We start from the raw sequence: 25,483 nt of genomic DNA on the forward strand, positions 1-25,483 counted from the left end.
TTGCGGCGCAGCATCGTCAGCGAGTCGCGGGCTCGTAGGACAGGGCGGTCATCGGATGCTCTCCTTCGCGGCGGTGCCGGCGCGCTCGCCGGAGCCTGAGTGGCCGGAGCCGGAGTGGCCGGTGAGGGTGAGGAAGACGTCGTCGAGATCGGGGATGTGCACGGTCAGCCCCTCGGGTTCTATCGCCGCGTCGTCCAGGACGGCGAGGACGGCCCGCAGAGTGGGGACGCCGCCGTCGCTGGGGACCTGGAGGGCGAGCGCCTCGCGGTCGGGTGCGGCGACGCCGAAGAGGTCGGTGGCCGCGTCGAGTCCGGTGGTGGGCTCGTCGAGGAAGATGATGCGCGGATCGCCGACCAGGGTCATCGCCAGGTCGAGCTTGCGGCGCATACCGCCCGAGAAGGTGACGACGGGCTTGCGGGCGGCCTCGGTGAGATCGAAGCGGCGCAGCAGTTCGGCGGCGCGCCGCCGCCCCTCCCGGCGGTCCAGATGGTGCAGATCCGCCATGAGGAGCAGGTTCTCCTCGGCGGTCAGCAGATTGTCCACGGCCAAAGGGTGGAGGTGGAAGACGCGGTCATGGCGGTCCTGTCTCTTCCATGGGCTGTCATGGGCTGTCATGGGGGGCTGTCATGCATGGGCTGTCTCGGGCTGTGCGTGATCGGGGTGCGGAAGGGTCGTCAGGCGCGGCGGATCACGATGTCGCCGAACGCGGTGCGGGCGCGGATCTCGACCGTCTCCTCGGAAGCTTCGGGGCCTTCGGCCGGCCCGAGGGAGGTGTGCACGGTGCCGAACCGGGTGTGGACGTCGAGCCAGGCGGCGGTGGACTCGCGGACGCCGACTTCGACATCGCCCGTGGCGGCCTGGAGCCCGATCTGCCCGCGCACCGCCTCGTCGATCCGGATGCTGCCGTTGGCCGACTTGGCGTCCACTCCCGCATGGGCGACGCCGACGGAGATGAGCCCGTTGGAGGAGGTGGCCCGCAGTTCGCCGACGACCTCGCCGACGACGGTGTCCCCGTTGCCGTTCTTGACCGTGGCCACGCCCGCGACCGTGCCTATCTCGACCCGGCCGGAGCCGACGACATCGGCCTCTCCCGTGGCGCGGGCCAGGCGGACATCGCCGTGCGAGGTCCTGATGTGGGCGGTCGCCGCCTCGTCGACCTGGATGTCGCCGAGCGAGGTCTTGACCCGGCAGTCCCCCAGACGGCCCTCGCAGAGGAAGTCCGCCAGCGGGGAGGTGGCCTGGAGGTCCGAGCGCCGGGAGCTCGATGGTCACCTCGATCGAGCCGGGCTTGCCGAACAGGCCGCGCTTCTTGGGCCCCTTGACCAGCAGGGTGCCGCCCGAGCAGCTGACCTTGGTCTGTTCTGCGGCCCGGATGTCGGCCTCATCGGCGGGGTCGTGCGGCCGGACCTCGACGACCGTGTTCAGGCGCTTTCCGGCGGTGAGCCGGGCGGCGCCCATGTCGAATTCCAGGGTCACGGAGACGGCGGTATGGGCGACGCCAGGGCGGCACCACCCGGCAGTTCCTCCGGCTCCTCGGCTTCCTCGTACGCCACCGCGAGCGGCGGAGGTGTCACCACGAACTCGGGGTCGAGCCCGCGCAGCCGCACATCGACCGAGCCGGGCGCGAGCTCACGGGTCACCTCGTCCATGGCATCATCATGGCACATTTCTGGCGCCACATCGAGACTTTATGGCACCACGCGTGCCAGCGATGGCGCCATCATGGCTCCGGTGCCTGACATCACCCCTGGTCATGTCCCTATCGCGCGGCACCAAGCCATGTGCCACACCTGCGCCACACCGAGCGGCACGCCATGCGCCACACCACGTGCCACGCCACGGAAAGCCATCGCTCACGGCCGTCCGGCGGCGCGGGCGCGGCGCCGGGCCTCGCGCGCGATGGGCAGATAGCGCAGCCGCTCGGGCAGCAGCGGAACCACCACCCGCGCGGCCCTCCCGAACCACCGCAGCCGCCGCTCCTGACCGCGCGTCCACTCGAGCCCGATCGCCTCCCGCGCGTCCGGCGGCATCAGCCCGACGGTGAGGAACGCGCGGAAGCGGGTGAACAGCGGGCGCAGCAGCGGCCACAGCAGACGGAGCGGCGGCGCGTCCGGCGGAGGCACGGCCGCGTCGGGCTCGGCCAGTTCACGCGCGACGACGGTCGGCTCCAGCCGTTCCCGCACCATCGCGCGGTAGTAGGGCCAGAACTCCTCGACGGATCCCGGCATCTCGCGCTCGTCGATGCCCAGCACCCGCCCGATCCGCAGCCATTCCCCGTACAGCTGCCGCTCCTCGGCCGCGGTGAAGGGGCGGGTGCCCAGATAGCGCTGGGCGCGCAGATAGACCGGATAGCCGGTGGCGTGCACCCACGCGTAGACGGGCGGGTCCAGCGCCCGGTAGGGGCGGCCGTGCGCGTCCACGCCCTGTATGGACGCGTGGAGCCTGCGCAGCCGGTGGCCCTCCGCCTCGGCCCGCGCGCCGCCGTACACCCACAGCTGCACCGACCGCAGCGAACGCTCCCCGCGCCCCCAGGGGTCGGTGCGGAAGACGGAGTGCTGGTCCACGCCCGCCCCGACGGCCGGATGCGCCACCTGCATGGTCATCGCGGCCGGCAGGGCGAGCACACTGCGCAGCTCCCCCGCCACGGCCCACAGGATGCCGCCCACAGGGGGCGGATCGTGGCCTTCGGCGGTGTGGCGGGGGCTCTGCGTGCTCATGGGTCCATCGGTGGTGCGGCTACTTCCCTCCTGTCCCAGTGTGCGCGCTCGCGCCGCCGTCGAGCGGGCGCAGGGTGAGCGTGTAGTCGTAAGCGCCGTCGGCCTTCACCCGGTACTGGTCGCGCACCGGGTTGGGGGTGTCGCCCACGCCGGTGACCGCGTGGTCGGCGTGCAGGGTGTTCCAGCCGTCGTTGCGCTTGAGGAAGTGCGGGTAGGCGGCGCGGTCGAGTTCGTCGTACGCGCTGGCACCCGCCTCCAGATCGCCGGAGACCAGCAGTCCGGCGCCGCCGCGGTCGGTGAGGGACGCCCAGCGCACATCGTCGTGGTTGCCGTGGTCCTGGGGCTTCAGATACTCCACGTACTGGTCCTCGACCGAGGAGGACCAGACGCCCATGGGGGTGCCGTCCTTACGGTCGTTGAGGTTCTCCACCGGTCCGCGCCCGTACCAGCGGAACGTTCCGTACCGCTCGGGCACCTTCAGCTTGAGGCCGATCCTGGGCAGATAGGACAGGGTGCGGAAGTCGCCGCGCGCCTCGACCTGGTGCCGGATCCGGACCTGGCCCGCGCCGTCCACCCGGTAGGCCACGGTCTGTCCGAAGGACGCGCCGGTCACATCGGGCGCGGCGGCCGTGGAGCGGACGGTGACGGTGACCGTGCCGTCGTCGCCGGGGGTCACCTCGACCCCGTCGACGGTGGTGCGCAGCCGGTCAAGACCCAGGGAGCGCCAGCGCTTGCCCTCGGCGGTGCCCCAGTCGGAGCGCTCGTTGCTGATCGGGGCGCGCCAGGCGTCCAGTTCGGGGCCGGAGCGGAGCAGTTCGCGGCCCGCCACGCGCATCGAGGTGAGGGTGCCCTCCTTCTTGCCGAAGGTGTAGCGGAAGCCCTCGCCGCCGACCTGTACGGCCTCCGCGCTCTCGGCGGCCTTGGCGGGGCCTTCCGCGGCCGGGGCGGGGGCCGGCTCGGGCACCTTGTCGCCGCCGACCGCGAACTGGCCGAAGGAGACCACATGCCCGGCCTTCGCCCAGTCGGTGGAGTGCGCGGTGACGGCCCGTACGGTCAGATGGCGCTCATGGCCACCGGGGTTGGCGGGCGGGGCCGGGAGCTGGACCACGGCGCTCTCACCGGGTCCGATGTCCAGGGCGCGGGTGCCGCTCGCGACGGTCCGCGCGCCCTCGGTCACCGTCCAGCGCAGCCGGAGGTCGTCGGTGCCGGTGAAGGCGCGCTCATTGGTGACCTTCACCTTGCCGGCGCGGGCACCCTCGCCGCCCGGGTCGGTGATGCGGATCGGGGCCTGCGCCCAGGCCAGCTGGGCGGTCTCCGGCTCCGGGTCGCGGTCGGCGGTGATCAGGCCGTCCACACCGGATTCATAGAGCCCATAGGAGAGATAGCTGCCCTTACGGGTGAAGTCGTCGAAGTTCAGCGCGATCAGGGCGTCGCGCTCGGGGTCCTGGCCGGCGGCGAGCCGCTCCGCGCCGAGTGCCGTGTCATAGACCCGTACCTGGTCGATGGTGCCCTTGGCGGTCCGGCCGGTCCAGCCGTCCTCCATGGCGTCGTTGTTCCGGCCGACGCCGAGGTCGAAGCCGGTGTAGTCGATTTGCCCGCTCCACTCGGTCCTGGCGAGCTCCTTACCGTCGGCATAGAGGCGCAGCGCGCCGCCGTCGTAGGTGCCGGTGACCCGGTGCCAGGCGCCGGTCCAGCCGTCGGGGACGGGGGCCGTGACGGTGCGGGGCTTGCCGCCGCTGGTGATGGTGAATTCGAGGGTGTCCTCGTCCTTCATCCGCAGGACGTACTGATCGCCCTTGCTGACGATGGTGAAGTCCCCGGTCCAGGGCTCGGCCGGTTTGACGCGGGCGTCGAGGGTGACGGCGGTGCCGGTGAGGTCGAGCTTCGGATCGCGGTAGGTCTCGACGAAGTCGTCAAGACCGGACAGATACAGCGCCTTGCCCTTGCCTCCGTAGCCGTCGACCACCTTGGGCTTGCCGGACAGGGAGGCGGCGATGTCATGGCCGGAGGAGTCGGGGGTGGTGATCAGCGGACGGCGGATGTTCTGCTCGGCCCAGTCCCAGATGAACCCGCCCTGGGCGCTGGGGTAGGCGCGCATCACCTCCCAGAACTCCCGGAAGTTGCCCAGGCTGTTGCCCATGGCGTGGGCGTACTCGCCCATCACGATGGGCTTGGTGAAGGTCTTGGCCTTGGCTTCGAGGGAGGCCGGGGTGGGATAGCGGGGTCCGGCGATGTCCGCGTAGGGGGCGTCGCCGTCGGGGCTGTTGGACTGGTGGTAGAGCGGGCGGGTGGGCTCGTTCGCCCGGGTCCACTCCGCCATCGCGTAGTGCGCCTTGCCCAGCCCGGCCTCGTTCCCGGTGTCCCACATGATCACGCTGGGGTGGTTCTTGTCGCGCTCCACCATGCCCTGGTGGCGCTCGAGGAACGCCTTCTGCCATTCGGGGCGCTCGGCTAGGCAGTCGTCCGGGCAGTTCTCGTGGCTGTGGGTCTCGACCTCCATCTCGTCGTCGATCAGGATGCCCTCGCGGTCGGCGAGCTCATAGAGGTACGGGTCCGAGGGGTAGTGCGAGGTGCGGATCGCGTTGACGTTCAGCCGCTTCATCAGCCGGATGTCCTGCTCCATCCGGGCACGGGTGGCATGGCGTCCGGTGGCCGGGTCGGTCTCGGCGCGGTTGACGCCGCGGATCAGGATCCGCTTGCCGTTGAGGGTGAGCTGCTTGTTCTTGACCTCGACCTCACGGAATCCGACGCTCTGGCGCACGGTCTGGATCGCCTTGCCCTCCGGATCGCGCAGGGTGAGCACCAGCGCATAGAGGTTCGGCGTCTCGTCGGACCACTTGGCGGGGTTGGTGATCTGCCCCGTCAGCTCCGCCTTCCCGGCCTTCTCCTCGGCGGTCAGCCGCCGCACCTCACGTCCCTCGGGGTCGTAGAGCACACCGGTGACCTGATGGGGGCCGCTCTTGTCGCTTCCGGTGCGCGCGATGTCCACTTCGGTACGCAGGGTGGCATCCCGGTAGGAGGCGTCGAGGTCGGTGGTGACGTACGCGTCCTCCATCCGGGTCGTCGGCGTGGAGTACAGCGACACCGAGCGGAAGATGCCCGCGTAGCGCCACTGGTCGTAGTCCTCCAGATACGACCCCGCGCTCCAGCGGTGCGCCTGGACGGCGATCCGGTTGGTGGCACCGGGCCGCAGATAGTCGGTCACATCGAACTCGGCGGGCACATAGCCGCCCTGGTCGTAGCCGACGTAGTGGCCGTTGATCCACAGGAACCAGCCGGAGGTGACCCCGTCGAAGCGGATCACCTGCCGCCGCCCGTCCCAGTCCCGGGGCACCGTGATGTCCCTGATGTACGCCCCGGTCGGGTTGGTGTCACGGGGCACCTTGGGCGGGTCGTCGGGCGACATCTCGCTCTGTACGTTCCGGAACACCGGATGGTCGAGGTCGTCGGTCTGCCAGGTGTGCGGGACCTGGACCCGCTGCCACGCCGAGGCGTCGTAGCCGTCCTTCCAGAAGCCGCCCGGCGCGTCCTCCGGCCGGTCGGCCAGGGCGAACCGCCAGGATCCGTCCAGGCTGCGCTCCCACCGCGCGCGGTCGGGCCCGTCCGGCCGCAGCCGGGTGTGCGGGGGCTCCTGGCCCTCACCGGTGCGCTCCGGGTCCTCGAGGTAGGTGTGCACATCGGCGGGGAACTTGCCCGCGTCCGGCGACCTCCCGACGGCCGTGTCCGCGGCCGTGAGACCGAGCCCGACGGCGGTGGTCATGGCCAGCACCGCCCCGATCAATCGCCGTATTCGATACCTGCCGCGGTCCGAGCTCAATCCGACCCCACCTCACAGATTCGGAAGAAAACCAACACAGCTGAACGGCGTCGCACGCTATTCATCGGTAAAGAGAGCGTCAACAGGTCCTACCGATCCCGGTGTTCACCGTGTGGCGGTGGGAGGTTTCACAGCGATGATGCGACAGCAATACTGATGAACCCGATCGGGCAGCAGCACAGCGGAGCAGGACGCAGGACGACGCGGAAGCGAGGCACGACCGATGACCACCCCCGGCACCGAGGAACCCACCCTCACCGTCGACGAGCTGGCGGCCCGCGCCGGGGTGACCGTGCGCACCGTGCGCTTCTACAGCACCCGCGGGCTGCTTCCGCCGCCCGCGATCGGCCCGCGCCGGGTCGGCCACTACGGTGCCGAGCATCTCTCCCGGCTCGCACTGATCGAACAGTTGCAGCGCCACGGCATGACCCTGTCCGCCATCGAGCGCTATCTGAGCCAATTGCCACCGGATCTGAGCGAGAACGATCTGGCGATCCACCGCGCCCTGGTCGCCACCTGGGGCCCGGACGCCCCCGAGGAGGCGACCCGCGAGCAGCTGGACCGGCGGGCCGGGCGGGAGCTCACCGAGGAGGACATCGACCGGCTGGCCGCACTGGACGCGCTGGAGCGCACCGACGACCCGGAGCGGTTCCGGATCGACCCCAAGGCGCTCCATCTGGGGCTGCGGCTGCTGGAGGTGCCGATCGAGCTGGAGACGATACGCACGGCCCACGCTGTCGTCCTGGAGCACACCCGCTCCGCTGCGCGCGAGCTCAGCCGGCTGTTCCGGGACGAGGTGTGGGGGCCCGAGCGCGATCATGAGTCCGGGAGCGGACCGGAGCGGATGCAGGCGAAGAAGTCGCTGTCGGCCCATATGCAGCCGCTGGTGGTGGAGGCGCTGGTGATCGCGTTCCAGCGGTCGATGAAGCAGGAGCTACGCGCCTGGTACGGGCAGGACGCGGACTGAGCGGGCCCGGGGGCGGCGCGGCGGCCGGCCCCGGGGGAACCCGCCGGTCAGCGGGTGCCGATGGGGGAACCGGCCGGTCAGCGGGCGCCGGTGAGCGCGGTGGCGAGCTCCTCGGGGCGGGCGGCGAACGGCGAGTGGCTGCCCGGCAGCGGCCGCACGGTGAAGGGCCGGTCCGGCATGGCCGCGTCGGCCTCCGCGATCATCAGGTCCTGCATCGCGGGGGTGCACGCCCAGTCCTCGGCGCACCGGATGAAGGTGCGCGGGATCCGGCCCCACCGCTCCCGGGTCAGGGTGATCGGGGTGGTCGGCACCGCGAAGGGCAGATCCGGGCTCAGGGCCTGGTACCAGCGGGCGAAGGACTCGGCGGGGACGTCGTCGTAGAAGGCCAGCCGCAGCTCCTCCACATACGCCGGATCGGCGGAGCGCGGATTGATCCGGAACGCGCCGATGGCCTCCGGGTCGCCCAGCATCAGCCCCTGCCCCCGCGCGGTCGCGGTCTGCTCGGGGGACGTCAGATAGTCGGCGAAGCGCGGGCGCCCGGCGGGTACGAAGGACGACAGATGGATCAGCTCGTCGACCAGCTCGGGCGCCCGCTCCGCGGCCAGGGACGCGGGGGCGCCACCGGCGCTGTGCGAGACCAGGGCGACCTTCGGATACCGGCGGACCGATCGCAGCGCGGTGACGACGGCCTCCGCGCACTCCTCCAGGGTCACCCCGGCCAGCGCCGACTTCTCGGTCGCCAGACCCGGCTGGCCGGGGAGGAGGAGGCCCGAGGGCAGCGGGGCCTCGAAGCCGTGTCCCGGCAGATCGACGGCGAGGCTCGCCGCGCCGAGCCGGGCCAGGGCGCGCTGGGTGGACGCCCACTGCCAGGAGGCGTGCCAGGCGCCGTGGACCAGCACGAACACGGTGCCGGACGGAACCGGGCCGGGGTGGGAATCGGTGCGAGGGGTTCTGGGGCTCGTGGCACTCATGAGCACAGTCCACCGGCCCGGCCAGGCGTTATCCACCCTCATAGCTGACAACCCCGTCGCCGATATCTCCTGAATATCGCCTCGGCTATCCTCGGTCCGATGGAGTCACGTCATCTGCGCTACGCCCTGGCGGTGGCCGAGCATCAGCACTTCGGACGGGCGGCGGCCGCCCTCGGCATCGCCCAGCCCCCGCTGTCCCAGCAGATCGCGGCGCTGGAGCGGGAGCTGGGCGCGCGGCTCTTCGACCGTACGGCGCGCGGGGTGTTCCCGACCGCCGCGGGCGAGGCGTTCCTGGCCAGGGCGCGCCGGGCGCTGGCCGAGATGTCGGCCGCCGTGTCGGATACGGGCCGGGCCGCCCGGGGCGAGACGGGGCGGCTGCGGCTCGGCTTCATCGGCTCGGCGCTGCTGGAGCTTCTGCCGTCCGTGCTGGGCACGTTCATCCGCGACCGCCCCGAGGTGCGGCTGGGGCTTCAGGAGATGTCCACCCGCCGGTCCACGGCGGCGCTGCTCGCGGGCGAGCTGGACCTCGCCATCGGGCGCGGGGCGCCCCGGGGCGCCGGTGCCGAGGATCTGGTGTCGGTCACGGTCGGCCGGGACCATCTGGTGGCGGTCGTCGGGGCCGCCCACCCCTTCGCCGGGCAGGCCAAGGTGAGCCTCGAACAGCTCAAGGGGCAGCATCTGATCGTCGCCCCCGCGGAGGAGGAGCCGACGGTCGCCGCCTGGCTGGCCGGGCTGCTGGGCGAGGGCCCCGACGTGCCGGCGCGGGCCGGTGGGGTCACCGAGGCATGGGACGCGCACACCATCGTCGGGTTGGCCTCGTGCGGGGTGGGGGTGGGGCTGGGCCCGGCGTGTCTGCGGGTGGCGGCGCGGCCGGGCGTCCGGGTGTGCGAGGTGAGTCCGCGGGTGGAGCTGCCGGAGCTGGTGATGTCGTTTCGCGCGCAGGACCGTTCGCCCGTGCTGGCGGCGTTCCTGGACATCACGAGGGAGCGGTGTCCGGGGGTGGCTGAGCGGCTGGAACGACGTCTGGGTGCGCGCTGACGGGCGGCCGGACCGGCTGGCGCCTGCGGCGGGCTGCTCCCCTCCCCGCCCCTTCCCGAAACGATGGGGCTGCGCCCCCTCGCACCCCCGCCGGGGCTCCGCCCCGGACCCGGCTCCTCAAGCTCCCCCAGCTACCGCTGGGAGGTCCCCCCTGGAGGGGCTGGAAGGCTGGGCTCCGCCCCGGACCCGGCTCCTCAAGCTCCCCCAGCTACCGCTGGGAGGTGCCCCCTGGAGGGGCTGGAAAGCGGGGTCCAGGGGCCGATCCGCTGCCACCCGGCGGAGCCGCGTGTCCCCGCCGAACGCCCCTAGTCCGTGAAGCGCTCCCCGCGCTCCGCCTTCTCCAGCAGCAGCGCGGGCGGGGCGAACCGCTCGCCGTACGCCGCTTCCAGCTGCCGGGCACGGGCCACGAAACCGGCCACGCCGCCCTCGTATCCGTTGATGTACTGGAGCACCCCGCCCGTCCAGCCGGGGAAGCCGATGCCGAGGATGGAGCCGATGTTGGCGTCGGCGACGGAGGTCAGCACGCCCTCCTCCAGCAGCCGCACCGTGTCGATGGCCTCGCAGAAGAGCATCCGCTCCTTCATGTCCTCGAAGGGGATGCGGGTGCCCTCGCGCACGGCGTCTCCGGGCCCGCCCGGTGCGAAGTGCTCGCGCAGACCCGGCCACAGCCCGGTGCGCTTGCCGGTCGTCGCGTCGTAGTCGTAGAAGCCCGCGCCGCCGCTGCGGCCGGGGCGCCCGAACTCCTCCACCATGCGGTCGATGACCGCGTCGGCCGGATGCGGGCGCCACTCGCCGCCCGCCTCCTCGGTAGCCCGGCGCGTCTCCTCGCGGATCTTGCGCGGCAGGGTGAGGGTCAGCTCGTCCATCAGGGAGAGCACCTTGGCCGGGTATCCGGCCTGGGCGGCGGCCTGCTCCACGGAGGCCGGGTCGATGCCCTCCCCCACCATCGCCACGCCCTCGTTGAGGAAGTGGCCGATGACGCGGGAGGTGAAGAAGCCCCGGGAGTCATTGACCACGATCGGGGTCTTGCTGATCTGCCGCACCAGATCGAAGGCGCGGGCCAGCGCCTTGTCGCCGGTGCGCTCGCCCTTGATGATCTCGACCAGCGGCATCTTGTCGACGGGCGAGAAGAAGTGCAGCCCGATGAAGTCGTCGGCGCGCTGCACGCCTTCCGCGAGCAGGGTGATCGGGAGGGTGGAGGTGTTCGAGCAGAGCAGGGCGTCCGGGGCGACCACGCCCTCGATCTCCTGGAACACCTTGTGCTTGAGCGCCGGGTCCTCGAAGACCGCCTCGATGACCGCGTCACAGCCCTCGAGGTCGCGCGGATCGGCGGTCGGGGTGATCCGGGCCAGCAGCTGGTCCCGCTCGGCCTCGGTGGTGCGGCCCTTGGCGAGCGCCTTGGCCAGCAGTCCCTCGGAGTACGCCTTGCCCTTGGCGGCGGCCTCCACGGACACGTCCTTGAGGACGACCTCGATGCCCGCCTTGGCGCACGCGAACGCGATGCCCGCGCCCATCATCCCGGCGCCCAGCACCGCGACCTTGCGGACCTGGCTGGGCTCGATCCCCTGCGGCCGGTTGGCACCGGAGTTGACCGCCTGTAGTTCGAAGAAGAACGCCTGAATCATGTTCTTGGCGGTCTGGCCGACGGCCAGCTCGGTGAAGTACCGGGCCTCGATGGTCTGCGCGGTCTCGAAGTCCACCTGGGACCCCTCGACGGCGGCGGCCAGGATGTTGCGCTGCGCCGGGTAGGGGGCGCCGTTCAGCTGCTTCCGCAGATTGGCGGGGAAGGCAGGCAGATTGACGGCGAACTTCGGATGCGCCGGGGTACCGCCCGGAATCCGGTAGTCCTTGTCGTCCCACGGCTGCGCCGACTCGGGGTGGGCGGCGATGAAGGCGCGCGCCCGGGTCAGCAGCTCCTCGCGGGTGGTCACCACGTCATGCACCAGCCCCGCCTCCTGGGCGCGCAGGGGGCTGTATCGCGTGCCCTGGAGCAGCCACTTGAGCAGCGCGTCGGTGATGCCGAGCAGCCGTACGGTACGGGCGACGCCCCCGCTGCCGGGGAGCAGGCCCAGGGTGACCTCGGGGAAGCCGATGCGGGCCCCCGGGGCGTCGAGGGCGATGCGGTGGTGGCAGGCGAGGGCGATCTCCAGCCCGCCGCCGAGCGCCGCGCCGTTGATCGCGGCCACCACGGGCTTGCCGAGGGTCTCGATCCGGCGCAGCGCGCGCTTGACGCGGAGGTTCTTCTCGTAGAGCTCCTGGGCCTGGCCGGGCCCGACCTGGATGAGGTCATTGAGGTCGCCACCGGCGAAGAAGGTCTTCTTGGCGGAGGTGACGATGATGCCGCGAATGGCGTCCCGCTCGGCCTCGACGCGGTCGGCGATCGCGTCGAGGGAGTCGATGAACGCGGCGTTCATGGTGTTGGCGGACTGATCGGGGTCGTCGAGCACCAGGGTGACGACGCCTTCGTCGTCCTGCTCCCAGCGGATGGTCGAGGCGGTGGTGGGGTGGGTCATCTGAGGTCTCCAGGGCGAAGGGGCGTGGGGGCGTGGGGAGGGGCGGGAAGGAAGGGGCAACGGCGGTGTCTCGAGAGCGGCCCGGCTCTACGCGGTGTCCGGCCGTTCTACGCGGTGTCCAGCGGATCTACGCAGCGTCCGGCGGATCTACGCGGCGTCCGGCGGACCATGCGGCGGAGCCGTATGGCTGGGCTCCGCCCCTGGACCCGGGGCCCGGGGCAGAGCCCCGGTCGAGGGAAGGGGCGGGGAGGGGAAGGCAGCCCGCCGCAGGCGTCACGTCAGGATCCGTCGGACACCCCCTAGAGCCGCTCGACCACCGTCGCGATGCCCATCCCGCCTCCCACGCACAGCGTCACCAGCCCGAACCGCCCGCCGCGCCGCTCCAGCTCGTCGATCACCGTGCCGAGGATCATCGCTCCGGTGGCGCCCAGCGGATGGCCCATGGCGATCGCGCCACCGTTGACGTTGACCTTGTCCAGGCTCAGCCCCATGTCGTCCACGAAGCGCAGCACCACCGCCGCGAACGCCTCGTTGATCTCAACCAGATCGATGTCGTCGATGGTGAGCCCGGCCTTGCCGAGCGCCTTACGGGTGGCGGGAGCCGGGCCGGTGAGCATGATGGTGGGGTCGGCGCCGGAGACGGCGGCGGAGACGATCCGGGCGCGCGGTGTCAGCCCGAAGCGCTCACCGACCTCGCGGCTGCCGATGGCCACCAGGGCGGCACCGTCCACCATCCCCGAGGAGTTGCCCGCGTGGTGCACGTGGTCGATCGCCTCGACCCAGTGGTACCTCTGTAGCGCCACCGCGTCGAAGCCGCCCGCCTCGCCGATGGCGGCGAACGACGGCTTCAGCCCCGCCAGGGTCTCGGCGGTGGTGCCGGGGCGGATGTGCTCGTCCCTGTCGAGGACGGTCAGCCCGCTGCGGTCGCGGACCGGGACCACCGAGCGGTCGAAGTGCCCCTCCTTCCAGGCGCGGGCGGCCCGCTCCTGGGAGAGCGCGGCGTAGCTGTCCACGTCATGGCGGCTGTAGCCGCCGATGGTGGCGATGAGGTCGGCCCCGATACCCTGCGGTACGAAACCGGTCTCGTAGTTGGTCATCGGGTCCGCGAACCAGGCTCCTCCGTCGGAGCCCATCTTCACGCGCGACATCGACTCGACGCCGCCCGCGAGCACGAGGTCCTCCCAGCCGGAACGGACCTTGGCCGCCGCCAGGTTGACGGCCTCCAGGCCCGAGGCACAGAAGCGGTTCTCCTGGACGCCCGCGACGGTGTCCGGGAGCCCGGCCGCGATGGCCGCGATCTTGGCGATGTCGGAGCCCTGGTCGCCGAGCGGGCTGACGACGCCGAGGACCACGTCGTCGATCGCCGCCGGATCGAGCTCGGGGAACCGCCGCCGCAGCTCGTGGATGAGGCCCACCACCAGATCGACGGGCTTGGTGCCGTGCAGGGCACCGTCGGCCTTCCCGCGCCCGCGCGGGGTGCGGATGGCGTCGTACACATACGCTTCGGTGCTCACGTCAGCGGCCTTTCAAGGGGAGGGGTGAGGCGAGGACGGCTCGGTGGTCCGACGGGAAGCGGAGGACATGGGGCTCAAGACGGGTTTCCCTCGATGAGCGAGGTGACTCCCCAGTCGCGGGCCACCTCGTCGGTGTCCGCCCCGGGCCGGGCGGGCGCGCGGCGCACCGCGCCCGGGGTGGCGGAGAAGCGCGGGGCGGGCGCGGGCTGGGTGATCCCGCCGTGGTCGACGAAGGTGGAGCGGGCGGCGAGCTGCGGATGGGCCGGGGCCTCCCGCAGCGACAGCACGGGGGCGACGCAGGCGTCCGAGGCGCCGAAGACGGCGGTCCACTCCTCGCGGGTGCGTTCCTTGAAGCGGTCGGCGATGGCGGCGCGCAGCGCGGCCCAGCTGTCGAAGTCATCGCGGGCCGGGGCCCGGTCGGCGATCCCCAGCAGCTCGATGAACTCCGCGTAGAACTTGCGCTCAAGCGCCCCGACCGCCATATAGCCGCCATCGGCGGTCTCATAGGTGCCGTAGAAGGGGCAGCCGCCGTCGAGGAGGTTGCTGCCGCGCTGGTCCCGCCAGCCGCCGGCGGCCATCATGCCGTGGATGACGGCGGTCAGATGGGCGGTGCCGTCGACGATCGCGGCGTCCACGACCTGGCCGGGGCCGCCCGCACGGGCGTGGTGCAGGGCGGCGAGGAGGCCGATGACGAGGTAGAGCGAGCCTCCCGCGTAGTCCCCCAGAAGGTTGACGGGGGCGACGGGCGGGCCGTCGGCGGCGCCGATCATGCTCAGGGCGCCGGTGACGGCGATATAGCCGACGTCATGGCCGGCGGTGCGGGCGAGCGGGCCCTCCTGGCCCCAGCCGGTCATCCGGCCGTAGACCAGCTTGGGATTGCGGGCCAGGCAGTCGTCCGGGCCGAGGCCCAGCTTCTCGGCGACCCCCGGGCGGTAGCCCTCGACGAGGATGTCGGCGCGCTCGACGAGGTCGAGCACGACGGCCGTGCCCCCGTCGGACTTCAGGTCGATCAGCACCGAGCGCTTGTTGCGGTTGGCGAGGTCGTAGTCCGGGTCGATCCGCAGGCCCCCGGCGCCTCCTGGGCGGTCGACGCGCACGACGTCGGCTCCGAGGTCGGCGAGGACCATGGCGGCGAACGGACCCGGCCCGATCCCGGCCAGCTCCACCACCCGCACCCCGGCCAGCGGGCCGCTCGCCGCCCCTTCCTCCGCGACCGTCATGCCGTCCCCCAATCGTGTGACACCACCGCTGTAACACCGCCGATGCTAAGAACGCGTCCCGCATTCCACAAGCCCTCCCCTGGGTCTGTGGACAACCAAGCCCCGTGACCGGAAAGGGGGTTCGGCCGTGCGGGCGCGCGGCGGGCCGGGTGTGGCGCCGACCGGGCCTCTCGGATCAGGTCTTCTTCAGGTCGGGCCCCGCCATCGACAGCGGCTGTCCGGGTACCAGATGGTCCTCGTCGCCCTCCGGATCGGTCAGCCGGCCCAGCCGGCGCGGCACATCGGCGCCGACCAGCACGATCACCACCAGCGTCAGCCCGAAGGTGAGCACCGCCAGCGCCCGTCCGAGCGACATGCCCTCGGCCAGATGGGCGCCGAGCACCGGCGCCACGGCGCCGCCGAGCGCCCCGGTGTTGTAGACGAAGCCGAGCGAGGCCGCCCGGCTCCCGGTCGGGAAGTGGCCCGCGATGTACTTCGGCAGGATGCCCGAGATCCCCTGGCTCAGCGCGAGCAGGAAGAACAGCAGCACACCCAGCCCGACCAGCGAGTCCTGCACCGCGAACACCGGGAAGACGAAGGCCAGCGAGGCGAGCAGGGTCACGGCGTAGGCGCGCCGGGTGCCGAGCCAGTCGCCCACGAAGCCCGCCAGCCAGCAGCCGGCCATGGTCCCGAACCCGGCGTAGAACATCACATCGGTGACCTCGGAAGGGGAGTACTCGAGCTGCTCCTTCAGATAGGTGGGCAGCAGCGCCTGGATCGGCCAGCTGTAGAGGAACGCGCAGAAGACCGTGCACATCAGGGACACGTACAGCGGCCAGCGGCGCCGTCCGCCGAGCTGGGCCGCGAAGGCGAACAGGCACCCCGCCGCCAGGACCGACAGCGGCCAGCGCCAGCCCGCGCCCGCCGGGGTGAAGACCAGGAACAGCGCGACGCTCGCGGCCACGGTCAGCGCCGTGTTGACGCTCGCGCGGATACGTCCGGCGAACAGCGGCCGGAAGGGGTTCGGCCGCCTCCGCGCCGCCGCCACCTCCTCGTGCCAGTCCCCGGCCTCCGGGAGCGCGCGCCGCACCCACAGGGCGACCAGCACCGGCAGCACACCGATCCAGAACATCCAGCGCCAGCCCCAGTGGGGCACCACCCACTTGTAGAGCTCGGAGGCGATGATGGTGCCGCCCGAGTAGCCCGAGATGAGGAAGCCGGAGGCGCGGTTGCGCAGCCGCGCGGGCCAGCTCTCCAGGACGTAGGTGGCGCTTGCGCTGTACTCGCCAGCCATGCCCATGCCAATCATCAGGCGGGCCGTGAACAGGCTGGTGTAGTTCCAGGCGAACCCGCAGGCGAAGGTGCCCAGCGAGTAGAGCAGAATGCTGACGATCATGGCGGCCTTGCGCCCGTAGCGGTCGCCCAGCGCGCCCAGCACCGCGCCGCCGAGCCAGCGGGTGATGAAGGCGCCCGAGACCAGGCTCGCCGCCGACGCCGTGCTCAGGTCGAACTCGTCGGCTATCTCGGTCAGGACGAGCGTGATCAGCACAAAGTCGAAACCGTCGAGCAGATAGCCGATCCAGGCGGCGAACAGGGACTTCCACTGACCGGGTGAGACCTCGCGGTACCAGGGCACCCTGGCGGCTTCGGTCACGACAACAGCCCTCCCTCCTCCAGGAGTTGACGAACGGTCTTGACGGCGGCCTCGCCCAGCGGCACCTGGGGCGCGGCGGTGTCCGCGCAGTCGATCACGCCCAGCAGCCGCAGCGCGGCCTTGAAGCCGCCCAGGCCCGAGGAACTGCCGCCCATGAGGGCCGGATCCCCGGCGTCGGTGATGGCGAAGAGCGCGGCCAGCCGGTCCTGTTCGGCGGCCGCCTGCTCCCAGCGCCCCGCGCGCGCGTGCTCGTACAGCCGGACGAACCCGGCCGGGTCGACGTTGGCCAGCCCCGGGACGACGCCATGGACGCCCGCCAGCAGGGCGCCGTCCACCGCCAGTTCGGAGCCGGTGAGCACGGTGAAGGTGTCGGCGAGACCGCGCCGGCGAACCTCGACCAGCAGCCGCCGGAGCGCCCCGTCGTCCCCGCTGCTGTCCTTGACCCCGGCCAGCGTGGCGTCGGCGGCCAGCGGCAGCAGGATCGAGGTCGTCAGCTTGGAGTGGACGGAGACCGGGATGTCATACGCGAACAGCGGCCTGTCCACGCCGTCGCGCAGCCGCCGGAAGTGGTCGGCGATCTCCAGGGGGTGGGTGCGGGTGTAGAAGGGCGCGGTGGCCACGATGCCGTCCGCGCCCAGCTCCGCCGCCGTACGGGCGTGATCGAGCACCCGCGCGGTCGTCATGTCGATCGCCCCCGCGAGCACGGGAACCCGGCCGTCCGCGGCCTCGATGACCGCCGTAAGGGCCGTACGGCGGCTACGGTCGCTCAGATAGGCGGCCTCTCCGCTGGAGCCGAGCGCGAACAGCGCGCTCACCCCCGCGTCGATCAGCCGCTCGGCAAGCGCGGCGAGGGAACGCGTGTCGACCTCGCCCGTGGGCGTGAGCGGGGTGCACAGGGGCGGAACGACACCGGTAAGGGGAGCCGGAAGACTCATCGACACCCAGCCTTCTGGATAGCGGGACAATATGGACGTGGGACGTCCTATGTTCGGGGCCGAATCTGACGGAGCGCCATCGCCCTGTCAAGTACCTTCCCGCCGCAGCGCCTCGTCCGAATCCCGCCAGCGCGCCGCGACCCCACCGGCCAGGCTTGACCGCATGGACGAAACCTATGAAATGCGGGCCATCGCGCCCGAGGTGCTGAAGCAACTGCGGATCACCGATGACGCGGGCAACGCGCCGCGGCTGGTGGTGGAGGACGAGGAGGGCGGCAACCCGCTGCGCTGCTGCCTGGGCCGGAGCCGGCCGCACGAGACCATCGCGCTCGTCTCCTACGCCCCGCTGCGCCGCTGGGCGCGGGAGACGGGTGCCACGCCCGGCCCGTACAGCGAGGTCGGCCCGGTCTTCATCCACCCCGAGGAGTGCGACGGCTGGACCGGCCCCGGCATCGCGGACGGCATCCGGGGGCAGCGGCGGGTGCTGCGGGCGTACACGGCCGAGGGCAACATCCTCGGCGGGCGGCTGCTGAATGACCTGCTGAACGACGGCGAGCCGACGATCGAGGAGGGGCTGGCCGAGCTGTACGGGGACCCGCGGGTGGCGGCGGTGCATGTGCGGGCCGTCGAGTTCGGCTGCTTCCTGGCCGAGACGCGGCGGGTCTGAGGCATCCGGCACCCGGGGGCAGGCGACGCCGGGGGGTACAGGGGTTCGCCCGGCGCCGCGCTCGGAGTACGGCGTGCACAGCCGCCACGTTCGGACGTCGGGCTCACCACACCGCGTTCAGAGCGTGGCGGCTTTCAGAGCCCGGCGGCACAGCGCGTCCGCGCGCCGTGTCGTCTCGGGCTGCCGGAAGCCGCGGGCGAGGTGCAGGGTGTACGCGCAGGCGTCCGCGATGGTCACCCGATGGCCGACGGAGACGAAGAGCGGCTTCACCGCGTCGCGGGTGCGCAGCGCGCGGCCGACCTCCTCGTCCCCGTCGAGCAGGGGCGACCAGTCGCCACGGCGCGGCCCCGGGTCGGCGTGGCGGAAGCCGAAGGGGTTCTTGGCGACGCCGATGGTGGGCAGCCCGGTGAGCACCCCGAGATGGCTGGCCAGCCCGAACCGCCGGGGGTGGGCAAGGCCGTAGCCGTCGCACACCACCAGGTCGGGGCGGCGGCCGAGCCGACGGTCGAGGTCGCCGAGCGCGTCGAGGACGGCCGGGATCTCACGGAACGCCAACAGCCCGGGGACGTACGGGAAGGAGACGCGGCCCACCGCGGTCGCCTCCGCGACGACGTCGAGGCTACGGGCGTCCAGGGCGACGGCGGCGGCCGCGACCAGGTCGTGCTCGTCGTCGTACGCCACGTCCACCCCGACGACCGCGCCGGTGCCGGTGCCCGGCTCGGGCACCTCGCCCCCGACGACCACGGACGCCCGCGTCCGCTCCTGGACGGCGATGGCCTCGGCCTCGGTCGTGGGCCAGCCGCGGGGCAGTTCATATCGTGGATCGACAGCGCTGGTCATCGTGCGGTTCACGTTACTAGCCTGCCCGTCATGTTCGTACTGGAGATCACGTACACCGCCTCGGCGGACCGCGTCGAGGCCGCCCTCCCCGAGCACCTCGTCTGGGTGGACGATCACTTCGCGAACGGCGCCTTCCTCGCCTCCGGGCCCAAGAACCCCCGCGACGGCGGGGTCATCCTGGCGCTCGGCGACGACCGGGCGAAGATCGAGGAGATGCTGGCGAGCGACCCCTTCGTGGTCGCGGGCGTCGGCGAGTACACCATCACCGAGTTCCTTGCCACGCGTACGGCCCCGGCGCTGGCCGAACATCGCCAGCGGCGGCCGTAAGGCGCACGCGGCAACCGTAAGGCGCACGTGGAACCGTAAGGCGCACGCGTTGGCCGTAAGGCCCGCACGGCGGCCGTAAGGACGGCGCCGCCGGGCCGCGGGCTCCTACGGGGTCGGCTCCAGCCGTGCGATACGGCCCTTCTCACCCGCCGCCCAGCAGGCGAGGTCCGGGGTGCAGTCGACCGTGTCGTAGGAGCCCTGGTCGACCGGGTGCCAGGTGCGGCCCGCGTCGAGGGTGAGGTCGGTGCCCGTCGGGCCGACCGCGAGGGCCGCGCGGGAGCTGTACGGGAGCCAGGTGACACCCGAGCGGTACGCGGGCGGCGGCTGGGCGGACGGGGTCCAGTGGGCGCCGCCGTCCCCGGTGACGGCCGCCGCCCGGAGCGACGGCTCGTCGGGGCGGTAGTCGCCGCCGACGGCGATGCCCTTACGGGCGTCACGGAAGGCCAGTCCGAAGACCCCGCGCGCGGGGTCGCCCGCCGGGATCGGCGTATCGGTCACGGTCCAGGTGCGGCCGCGGTCGGTGGAGTGGAACACCCGGGCGGTGGCCGCGCCACCGGTGGCGAACCACGCATCGCGGCCCCCGGCGGCCACCAGACACTGCCCGCTCGCCGCGAACGCGGCCTCGCCCTGCTGCGCCGTAGGCATCCCGTCCGACGGCAGGACGCGCCAGGTGCGGCCGCCGTCGCCGGTGGACAGGATGCGGTACCGGCCGTCCACCGGGTCGCTGAGCGCGATGCCATGGTGGGCGTCGAAGAACGTCATGCAGTCGTAGAAGGCGCGTGGATCGGTGTTCCGGAAGCTTTCGCTCCAGGTGGCGCCGCCGTCGTCCGTACGGAAGACGCGTGACGCCTCGCCCTCGCCGATGGCCAGCACCACCGCGTGGCGCGCGTCGAACGCCTCCACGTCGCGGAACTCCAGCCCCTCCGCAGCGGGCGGCGAGACATTCGCCCAACTGCGTCCGGCGTCGCGCGTCCGCAGCACCGTGCCCTTTGTGCCCGCGACCCACGCCGTCGTGCGGCTGATCGCGGCCAGGCCGCGGAACCGGGCGTCGGTGCCGCTCTCCTTGAGCCGCCAGCCCAGCCCCAACTGGTCTTCTTGGCCTGCCGGTTGGGCGTCGGCGGGCACGGCCGCCACGGCGGCGAGCGCCGCCCCGCAGAGCCCGGCCGCCACCATACGTCTCATCATGCCCATGATCCCCATGCCCCTCATGGGGCTGGAAGCTAGCCCATGGGCGGGATCGGCGTCCATGGATGGGGGATGCGGCCGCCACGGGAGACGGCGGACGGCGCCGCGTCGAGGGGCGTGCGGCGGGGCGTGCGGCGGGGCGGGGCGCGCCTTCCCGCGGAGGCCGGGCCCTGGGGGGTGTCCGGCGGTTCTTTCCCCTCCCCGCCCCTTCCCGAAACTGGGGCTCTGCCCCAGCCCCCGGGGCCCCGGACGGAGCCCCGCCACGCGGCGGAGCCGCCTATCGATGCCGCGGGACAGGGCAGGGGGCAGCAACCCGCCGCAGGCGCCACGATCCGTCGGACACCACCTGGCCCGCGACCGGTGGTGACTTCCCTCCCGCCCCTTCCCGCAACATGCATTTGCGGCTCCGCCGCGTGACAGGGGCTCCGCCCCTGGACCCTGAGGTCTGGGGCGAAGCTCCCCCGCGCGGCGGAGCCGCATATCGGTGCTGCGGGAAGGGGCGGAGCCCCGGGCCCGGACCTGGGACGGAACCCCGGGGCGGGGTCTGGGACGGAACCCCGGGGCGGGGTCTGGGACGGAACCCCGGCCCAGCGTCTGGGGCAGAGCCCCGGCTCAAGGCCTGAGGCGGAGCCCCGGGCCCGGGACTGGGGCCGAGCCCCCGCCCGGATCTGGGACGGAACCCCAGTCCAGCGTCTTGGGCGGAACCCCTGCCCAGGGACTGGGGCAGAGCCCCGGCCCAGCGTCTTGGACGGAACCCCGGCCCAGCGTCTGAGGCGGAGCCCCGGGCCCGGGACTGGGGCCGAGCCCCCGCCCAGGGTCTCGGACAGAGCCCCGGCCCAGCGTCTCGGACAGAGCCCCGGGGCGGGGTCTGGGGCCGAGCCCCGGGCCCGGGACTGGGACGGAACCCCGGGCCCGGGACTGGGGCAGAGCCCCGGGGCGGATGCCCCAGGCCGGGGGCTGGGGCGGAGTCCCAGTTTGGGGAAGGGGCGGGGAGGGGAACAGCCCGCCGCAGGCGTCACGATCCGCTGGGTACCGGTCTAGTGGGAGACGCAGAGCCGGACCACGAGCGAGACGCAGTCCCGGGAGTCGCCGGAGCCGGAGTCGGAGCCGGGGTCGGTCGGCTTGGACGTGGGCCGCTGCGTGGGCTCGTCCGTCGGCTGCCCGCTCGGGGTGTCCTCCGGGTCCGACGTGCCGCCGTCCGTCGGCTTCTCGGTCGGTTCGTCGGTCGGCCGGTGCGACGGGCCGTTCGACGACGAGGACGAGGAGGGCGACGACGGCCGCGACGAGGGCGATTCGGAGGAACCGGACGTCGGCGCCTTGCGCGAGGGGGACACGGCGCTGGACGGCACATCCGTCGGGGAGTGCCCGGTGGGCACGCTCGCGGTGGACGGCCGGTCCCGGGACGCCTCCCCCGGAACGCCCGCCCGCGAGCCCTCCGAGTGCCGCGAGGCCCCGGGCGCGGTGGACGACCCGGAAGAAGCGGAAGAGCCGGAAGAATCAGCGGAGTCGGACGTATCCGATATGGACGGCTCCGACGTCGCCGCCGGCTGCTGCGCCGCCGCCGAGCCGCCGTCCGTCAGCGCCAGCCCCGTCATGACCGCCGCCCCCGCGACCAGCAGCACACCGCCCGCGGCCGCCGCGACCGCCACCGGCCCCGCCTGGCGCACCTGCCCGCGGACGAGATGGTGCATGGAACGGCGGGAGGAGACCAGCGGCCCGTTCGAGGGCGCCGCATGCGCACCGCCCCCGGTCGCCAGGGCACCCGCTCCGGCGGCCCCCACCGCACCGGCGGCGGCCAGCGGCGCCAGGTAGCGCGCCATGTCCCGGTCGTACAGCGCGAGCAGCGCAGGCCCGGTCAGCGCGGACAACCGGTCGTCGGCCGCGACCAGCTGCTCCATCCGGCCCCGGCAGTCCCGGCAGCCGTCGATGTGCACGGCGATCCGCTCGGCCTGGTGCGGGGAGTCCGTGCCCCGCACATGATCGGGCAGCCCCTCCCAGTGCCCACCGCACGCGGCGCTCGCCGGATAGCCGGGCTGGGCGCGCAGGAACTCCTGGCGCACGCTCTCCCGTACGCGCTCCACCAGGGCCGCCGCGTCATCCGGGCTCGCCCCGGCCCGCCACGCCACCTCCTCCGGCGGGAGCCCGTCCACCTCGGCGAGCCACAGCACCTTGACCCAGCGCTGCGGCAGCTCGTCGAGGACCTGGACGAGCGGTTCGAGGTACGACGCCTGCTGCGAAGGACCCCCGTTCCCCACCCCGCCCGACAGCGCCCTTACGGCGCTCGTCAGCTCGGCCGGGACGGCATCGGCACCGAGGGGATGCCCGGCGCGGATCCGACGCCACACGCTGTAGTGCGCCTCGGCCACCAGGTCTCCCGCAACCCAGGGGTTGCCGGTGAGAGTTCGGGCATATCCGCACAGACGCGCATATTCGGCTTCGTAGATTCGGCTGTAGGCGGCCGTGTCGAGCGCCGCGTGACCTTCGGTCATGGTGGAACAACCCCTGGGGTGGGTGCCTCGTCATGGCCGACGTTTCTGTAACAGCTCCGCACGGCGCCCGAGACCTTGCATGGATTGGCAAGCCTAAATGCCCTATGTCCCCTCGAAAAATCAGTCGTGACGCACGTCACGTCGAAAGTGGGTGCACTGGCCTGATCGCCCAAACGTCTTAACGGTCGTAAGGGCGACGCGCCCCGCACCTATCGCAAGGGAGCCGACGTGACCACTGTCATCGACCAAGCCGTCCAGGCACAGCTGATCGCGTCGACCCCCGAGTCGCGCGCGATTCCGGCGTGCCTGCGCTACGAGCGGGACGACCCGTTCGCCGTCCGCATCTCCTTCCCGCCCTCCGCGTCCCTGGACGGCTCCGCGGTGGAGTGGACGTTCGGGCGCGAGTTGCTCGCGGCCGGCCTGCGTGGCCCCGCGGGCAGCGGGGATGTGCAGATGTGGCCGAGCGGACCGCGGGGGACGGTCCTGGAGTTCCATGCCCCCGAGGGCATGGCCATGGTCCAGTTCGACACCGCCGACCTCCGCAGATTCCTCGGCCGGTCGTACGCGGTCGTCCCCGAGGGCAGCGAGGCCGGGGAGCTCGACCTGGACGAGGGGCTGGCATCGCTGCTGAGAGACGCCTGAGGTCCATACGGAAGCCCGAGCCGGGCCGGGCCGGTACGGAGGCTCGGGCCCGTACGGGCTCCTGGGCCGTACGGGCGTTTTGCCCCGTACGGGCGTCTGAGCCGTACGGGATATGAGCCCGCTCCTTCCGGTGAGGGGTCAGGTGGCGGTCACGGCCGTGGTCGACGCCAGCATGGTCGTGACGACCGCGGCGGCGAGCGCCGTCCGCACCTGCGCGATGACCTTCTCGAGCACCGGGCCCATGCCCCCGCAGCGCTCCCCCAGCTCCAGGATCCGGCGCTTGCGGACCTTGGCGTCCGTGGCCGTCACCACGGACCTCAGCTCACCCGCCGCCGCCAGGGTGACCAACGCCGCGTCCCGTTCGGACACTTCGGCCGCCGGCTGCTCACCGTGCAGCACGCGCACCGCGTCGTCCCGCATCCCGGTCACCTGGTCGGGCCGTTCCAGCAGGTACTCCTTGGCGGGGAACAGCCCCAGCATCCGTTTCCCCTTCGCCCGGACATATCCGGCCGTCACCATCTGGTCGCGGACCGCGTGCTCGGTCAGGCGCGGCTGATGGCCCACCCAGATCTGCCAGCTGCGCGGCCGGGATTCGCCGATCAGCTCCAGCAGCCCGTCGAGCGCTTGGTCGCCGGTGGCGGCGTCGGGTACGGGGCAGGGGCTGCCGTCGGCGTCGGTGAGCATGCCCCGCTGAACGAGTTCGGTGAGGGCGGCGGCGCGGACGAGGAGGGCGGTGTGAGCACCGGCGGGTTGGCCGGTCTCGGGGTCGTAGGAGAGCAGGTAGAGCGAGGCGGCTAGGGAGAGCGATCCGTTCGGCACGGGAAACCTCCGACGGTCGGGCGTCCGGTGGGGCGGCGTACTTCGACCATATCGGCCGCGCGCCCTCATGATCGACCCTCCGCCACGGGGTCTCCGCGGCTCCTGGGAACACGTCACCTGGCCGAGGCCGGGTTGCCCGGAACACGTCACCTCCCCGGGGCTTGGCATCCCCCGGGGGACATGGCCTCTCCCCGGGCACCGTGGCCCCCGGGGCGGCGGCCCCGGAACACGCGGAGGTGGCGACACGCGGAAGTGGCGACATGCGGAGGTGGCGGCGACGCGTACCCCCGTGTGTACGCGTGGCCGCCACCGGTCCCCGCCCCCGTCGGCCCCCTCGGGCCGCATCCCCCGTCCCCGTCGGCCCGCTCGGGGCCTCTCCCCCGTCCACCCGTCCCCCGTCGGGCCCGAGCCAGTCACCCCCGTGGACTCACTCGGGCCCGCGTCCCCCGTCGGGGCACGTCCCCCGTCCCCCGTATGACCCCCGTCAGGCCCCGCTCACGAGTGGTACAGCTTGACCACGGCAGTCGTGGCGGTGCGCTTGAAGTCGGCCAGCGGCGCCTGGTCGTAGCCGCCCATCTCGCCCCACGTCACGACGGTGACGGTCCGGCCGTCGCGGCCCACGCCGAAGAGGTGGATGCCGGGCTCCGAGTCCGGATACGAGGTGTGGACGCCGTAGACATGGGCGCCGTCCTCGGCCGTCAGGGCGCCGTAGTCCCGCCATGAGGCGGTGCCCTCCGGGTACTGGCGCTCCCAGTCGGCGGCGCAGTTCCGGATCTTCTTCTCGGCCGCGGCGGCGAGCTTGCGGGCCGCGTCCACCGTGCCGGTCCTGACCACGATCTGGGTGGCGCCGGTGTCGTACTCGGTCCAGAAGGTGCGGTGGGTCGCCCCGGCCGACGGGAAGGTCTTCTCCACGCAGAACGGAGGGGTCTCGGGCAGGCCCTTGGTGACATCACTCGCGTACCAGTCGGAGCTCGGATGCGGCGGGAGCTCCCTCGGTACGAGGTGGCCGGGGGTGCGCAGGGGCACGGCCGCCTGCACCTCCCCCCGGGCCTGGGCCTGGGCCTGGGCCGACGGTGCATGGGCCAGGGCCGGCCCGGTCCCGGCCACGGCCACGACGGCCGCTGCCACGACGCCGAGCGCGGCGCCGCGGAATGAGTGCGTGGGCTTGCGCATGAGGTGTTTCCCCGTC

19 protein-coding genes and 2 pseudogenes are annotated in these 25,483 nt (G+C 72.6%); 5 read left to right on the forward strand and 16 right to left on the reverse strand.

Annotated elements, in window-relative coordinates:
* Positions 1 to 48: 48 nt before the first annotated feature.
* The 5 genes and pseudogenes from ACT2CW_RS46835 to ACT2CW_RS46855 all read right to left on the reverse strand — a co-directional run.
* Positions 49 to 546 (reverse strand): annotated as a pseudogene (locus ACT2CW_RS46835) (ATP-binding cassette domain-containing protein); the annotation flags it as partial.
* 128 nt (positions 547 to 674) lie between these two features.
* A pseudogene (locus ACT2CW_RS46840) lies at positions 675 to 1,458 on the reverse strand (DUF4097 family beta strand repeat-containing protein).
* 14 nt (positions 1,459 to 1,472) lie between these two features.
* Positions 1,473 to 1,649 carry a hypothetical protein gene (locus tag ACT2CW_RS46845; protein WP_445521045.1) on the reverse strand — a complete coding sequence of 59 codons (177 nt, stop codon included), beginning with the start codon at positions 1,647 to 1,649 and terminating at the stop codon, positions 1,473 to 1,475.
* A gap of 204 nt (positions 1,650 to 1,853) precedes the next feature.
* Complete coding sequence (locus tag ACT2CW_RS46850; RefSeq protein ID WP_445521014.1) at positions 1,854 to 2,717, reverse strand: oxygenase MpaB family protein; 864 nt, start codon at positions 2,715 to 2,717, stop codon at positions 1,854 to 1,856.
* Positions 2,718 to 2,736: 19 nt separating this feature from the next.
* Complete coding sequence (locus tag ACT2CW_RS46855) at positions 2,737 to 6,477, reverse strand: glycoside hydrolase family 2 TIM barrel-domain containing protein (protein WP_445521015.1); 3,741 nt, start codon at positions 6,475 to 6,477, stop codon at positions 2,737 to 2,739.
* 280 nt (positions 6,478 to 6,757) lie between these two features.
* On the opposite strand from ACT2CW_RS46855, the gene ACT2CW_RS46860 reads away from it, so the two are divergent.
* Positions 6,758 to 7,501 carry a MerR family transcriptional regulator gene (locus ACT2CW_RS46860; RefSeq protein WP_182468798.1) on the forward strand — a complete coding sequence of 248 codons (744 nt, stop codon included), beginning with the start codon at positions 6,758 to 6,760 and terminating at the stop codon, positions 7,499 to 7,501.
* 77 nt (positions 7,502 to 7,578) lie between these two features.
* Here the strand turns inward: ACT2CW_RS46860 and ACT2CW_RS46865 are convergent, their stop codons facing one another.
* A complete protein-coding gene (locus tag ACT2CW_RS46865) occupies positions 7,579 to 8,472 on the reverse strand; it encodes an alpha/beta hydrolase (protein ID WP_445521016.1) in 894 nt (297 codons plus the stop codon).
* Between the two features lie 99 nt (positions 8,473 to 8,571).
* Here ACT2CW_RS46865 and ACT2CW_RS46870 point away from each other — a divergent pair, with 99 nt between their 5' ends.
* A complete protein-coding gene (locus tag ACT2CW_RS46870) occupies positions 8,572 to 9,510 on the forward strand; it encodes a LysR family transcriptional regulator (RefSeq protein WP_164435246.1) in 939 nt (312 codons plus the stop codon).
* A gap of 305 nt (positions 9,511 to 9,815) precedes the next feature.
* On the opposite strand, the gene ACT2CW_RS46875 is transcribed toward ACT2CW_RS46870, so the two are convergent.
* The 5 genes from ACT2CW_RS46875 to ACT2CW_RS46895 form a co-directional block, all read right to left on the reverse strand.
* Positions 9,816 to 12,023, reverse strand: coding sequence for a 3-hydroxyacyl-CoA dehydrogenase NAD-binding domain-containing protein (locus tag ACT2CW_RS46875; RefSeq protein WP_445521017.1), 2,208 nt, complete (start codon positions 12,021 to 12,023; stop codon positions 9,816 to 9,818).
* A gap of 299 nt (positions 12,024 to 12,322) precedes the next feature.
* Complete coding sequence (locus ACT2CW_RS46880; protein WP_164435242.1) at positions 12,323 to 13,537, reverse strand: acetyl-CoA C-acetyltransferase; 1,215 nt, start codon at positions 13,535 to 13,537, stop codon at positions 12,323 to 12,325.
* A 74-nt stretch (positions 13,538 to 13,611) separates the two neighbouring features.
* Positions 13,612 to 14,757 (reverse strand): CaiB/BaiF CoA transferase family protein, encoded by a 1,146-nt coding sequence (locus tag ACT2CW_RS46885; protein ID WP_445521018.1) that lies wholly within the window; start codon positions 14,755 to 14,757, stop codon positions 13,612 to 13,614.
* Between the two features lie 175 nt (positions 14,758 to 14,932).
* Entirely contained in the window at positions 14,933 to 16,390 is a 1,458-nt protein-coding gene (locus tag ACT2CW_RS46890; RefSeq protein ID WP_164435238.1) for a sialate:H+ symport family MFS transporter, read from the reverse strand.
* A complete protein-coding gene (locus ACT2CW_RS46895) occupies positions 16,387 to 17,325 on the reverse strand; it encodes a dihydrodipicolinate synthase family protein (protein WP_445521019.1) in 939 nt (312 codons plus the stop codon). The genes ACT2CW_RS46890 and ACT2CW_RS46895 overlap by 4 nt, the downstream gene beginning before the upstream one ends.
* Before the next feature lie 163 nt (positions 17,326 to 17,488).
* Here ACT2CW_RS46895 and ACT2CW_RS46900 point away from each other — a divergent pair, with 163 nt between their 5' ends.
* Entirely contained in the window at positions 17,489 to 17,992 is a 504-nt protein-coding gene (locus ACT2CW_RS46900; protein WP_445521020.1) for a DUF1203 domain-containing protein, read from the forward strand.
* A 117-nt stretch (positions 17,993 to 18,109) separates the two neighbouring features.
* On the opposite strand, the gene ACT2CW_RS46905 is transcribed toward ACT2CW_RS46900, so the two are convergent.
* On the reverse strand, positions 18,110 to 18,832 hold the full coding sequence (locus ACT2CW_RS46905; protein ID WP_445521043.1) for an endonuclease V: 723 nt from the start codon (positions 18,830 to 18,832) through the stop codon (positions 18,110 to 18,112).
* 30 nt (positions 18,833 to 18,862) lie between these two features.
* Here ACT2CW_RS46905 and ACT2CW_RS46910 point away from each other — a divergent pair, with 30 nt between their 5' ends.
* A complete protein-coding gene (locus tag ACT2CW_RS46910) occupies positions 18,863 to 19,159 on the forward strand; it encodes a YciI family protein (protein ID WP_164435234.1) in 297 nt (98 codons plus the stop codon).
* A gap of 105 nt (positions 19,160 to 19,264) precedes the next feature.
* Here ACT2CW_RS46910 and ACT2CW_RS46915 read toward each other — a convergent pair whose 3' ends face one another.
* Both ACT2CW_RS46915 and ACT2CW_RS46920 read right to left on the reverse strand, forming a co-directional pair.
* Positions 19,265 to 20,350, reverse strand: a complete 1,086-nt coding sequence (locus ACT2CW_RS46915; RefSeq protein WP_445521021.1) for a WD40/YVTN/BNR-like repeat-containing protein — start codon at positions 20,348 to 20,350, stop codon at positions 19,265 to 19,267.
* 1,031 nt (positions 20,351 to 21,381) lie between these two features.
* Positions 21,382 to 22,833, reverse strand: coding sequence for a hypothetical protein (locus ACT2CW_RS46920; protein WP_445521022.1), 1,452 nt, complete (start codon positions 22,831 to 22,833; stop codon positions 21,382 to 21,384).
* Positions 22,834 to 23,061: 228 nt separating this feature from the next.
* Between ACT2CW_RS46920 and ACT2CW_RS46925 the strand changes: the two genes are divergently transcribed.
* A complete protein-coding gene (locus ACT2CW_RS46925; RefSeq protein WP_164435231.1) occupies positions 23,062 to 23,475 on the forward strand; it encodes an SsgA family sporulation/cell division regulator in 414 nt (137 codons plus the stop codon).
* Positions 23,476 to 23,613: 138 nt separating this feature from the next.
* Here the strand turns inward: ACT2CW_RS46925 and ACT2CW_RS46930 are convergent, their stop codons facing one another.
* The gene (locus ACT2CW_RS46930) at positions 23,614 to 24,294 is read right to left on the reverse strand and encodes a GOLPH3/VPS74 family protein (protein WP_164435229.1); all 681 of its coding nucleotides are present in this window, start codon (positions 24,292 to 24,294) and stop codon (positions 23,614 to 23,616) included.
* Between the two features lie 495 nt (positions 24,295 to 24,789).
* On the reverse strand, positions 24,790 to 25,467 hold the full coding sequence (locus tag ACT2CW_RS46935) for a hypothetical protein (RefSeq protein WP_445521023.1): 678 nt from the start codon (positions 25,465 to 25,467) through the stop codon (positions 24,790 to 24,792).
* Positions 25,468 to 25,483: the final 16 nt, after the last annotated feature.

This window comes from Streptomyces sp. NEAU-174 (assembly GCF_052665095.1).

Bases quoted from the DNA above. Each gene is read 5' to 3' on its own strand.
- ACT2CW_RS46845 (WP_445521045.1), bottom strand. From the start codon at position 1,649: ATGGACGAGGTGACCCGTGAGCTCGCGCCCGGCTCGGTCGATGTGCGG.
- ACT2CW_RS46850 (WP_445521014.1), bottom strand. From the start codon at position 2,717: ATGAGCACGCAGAGCCCCCGCCACACCGCCGAAGGCCACGATCCGCCC.
- ACT2CW_RS46855 (WP_445521015.1), bottom strand. From the start codon at position 6,477: ATGACCACCGCCGTCGGGCTCGGTCTCACGGCCGCGGACACGGCCGTC.
- ACT2CW_RS46860 (WP_182468798.1), top strand. From the start codon at position 6,758: ATGACCACCCCCGGCACCGAGGAACCCACCCTCACCGTCGACGAGCTG.
- ACT2CW_RS46865 (WP_445521016.1), bottom strand. From the start codon at position 8,472: ATGAGTGCCACGAGCCCCAGAACCCCTCGCACCGATTCCCACCCCGGC.
- ACT2CW_RS46870 (WP_164435246.1), top strand. From the start codon at position 8,572: ATGGAGTCACGTCATCTGCGCTACGCCCTGGCGGTGGCCGAGCATCAG.
- ACT2CW_RS46875 (WP_445521017.1), bottom strand. From the start codon at position 12,023: ATGACCCACCCCACCACCGCCTCGACCATCCGCTGGGAGCAGGACGAC.
- ACT2CW_RS46885 (WP_445521018.1), bottom strand. From the start codon at position 14,757: ATGACGGTCGCGGAGGAAGGGGCGGCGAGCGGCCCGCTGGCCGGGGTG.
- ACT2CW_RS46895 (WP_445521019.1), bottom strand. From the start codon at position 17,325: ATGAGTCTTCCGGCTCCCCTTACCGGTGTCGTTCCGCCCCTGTGCACC.
- ACT2CW_RS46900 (WP_445521020.1), top strand. From the start codon at position 17,489: ATGGACGAAACCTATGAAATGCGGGCCATCGCGCCCGAGGTGCTGAAG.
- ACT2CW_RS46905 (WP_445521043.1), bottom strand. From the start codon at position 18,832: ATGACCAGCGCTGTCGATCCACGATATGAACTGCCCCGCGGCTGGCCC.
- ACT2CW_RS46910 (WP_164435234.1), top strand. From the start codon at position 18,863: ATGTTCGTACTGGAGATCACGTACACCGCCTCGGCGGACCGCGTCGAG.
- ACT2CW_RS46915 (WP_445521021.1), bottom strand. From the start codon at position 20,350: ATGGGCATGATGAGACGTATGGTGGCGGCCGGGCTCTGCGGGGCGGCG.
- ACT2CW_RS46920 (WP_445521022.1), bottom strand. From the start codon at position 22,833: ATGACCGAAGGTCACGCGGCGCTCGACACGGCCGCCTACAGCCGAATC.
- ACT2CW_RS46935 (WP_445521023.1), bottom strand. From the start codon at position 25,467: ATGCGCAAGCCCACGCACTCATTCCGCGGCGCCGCGCTCGGCGTCGTG.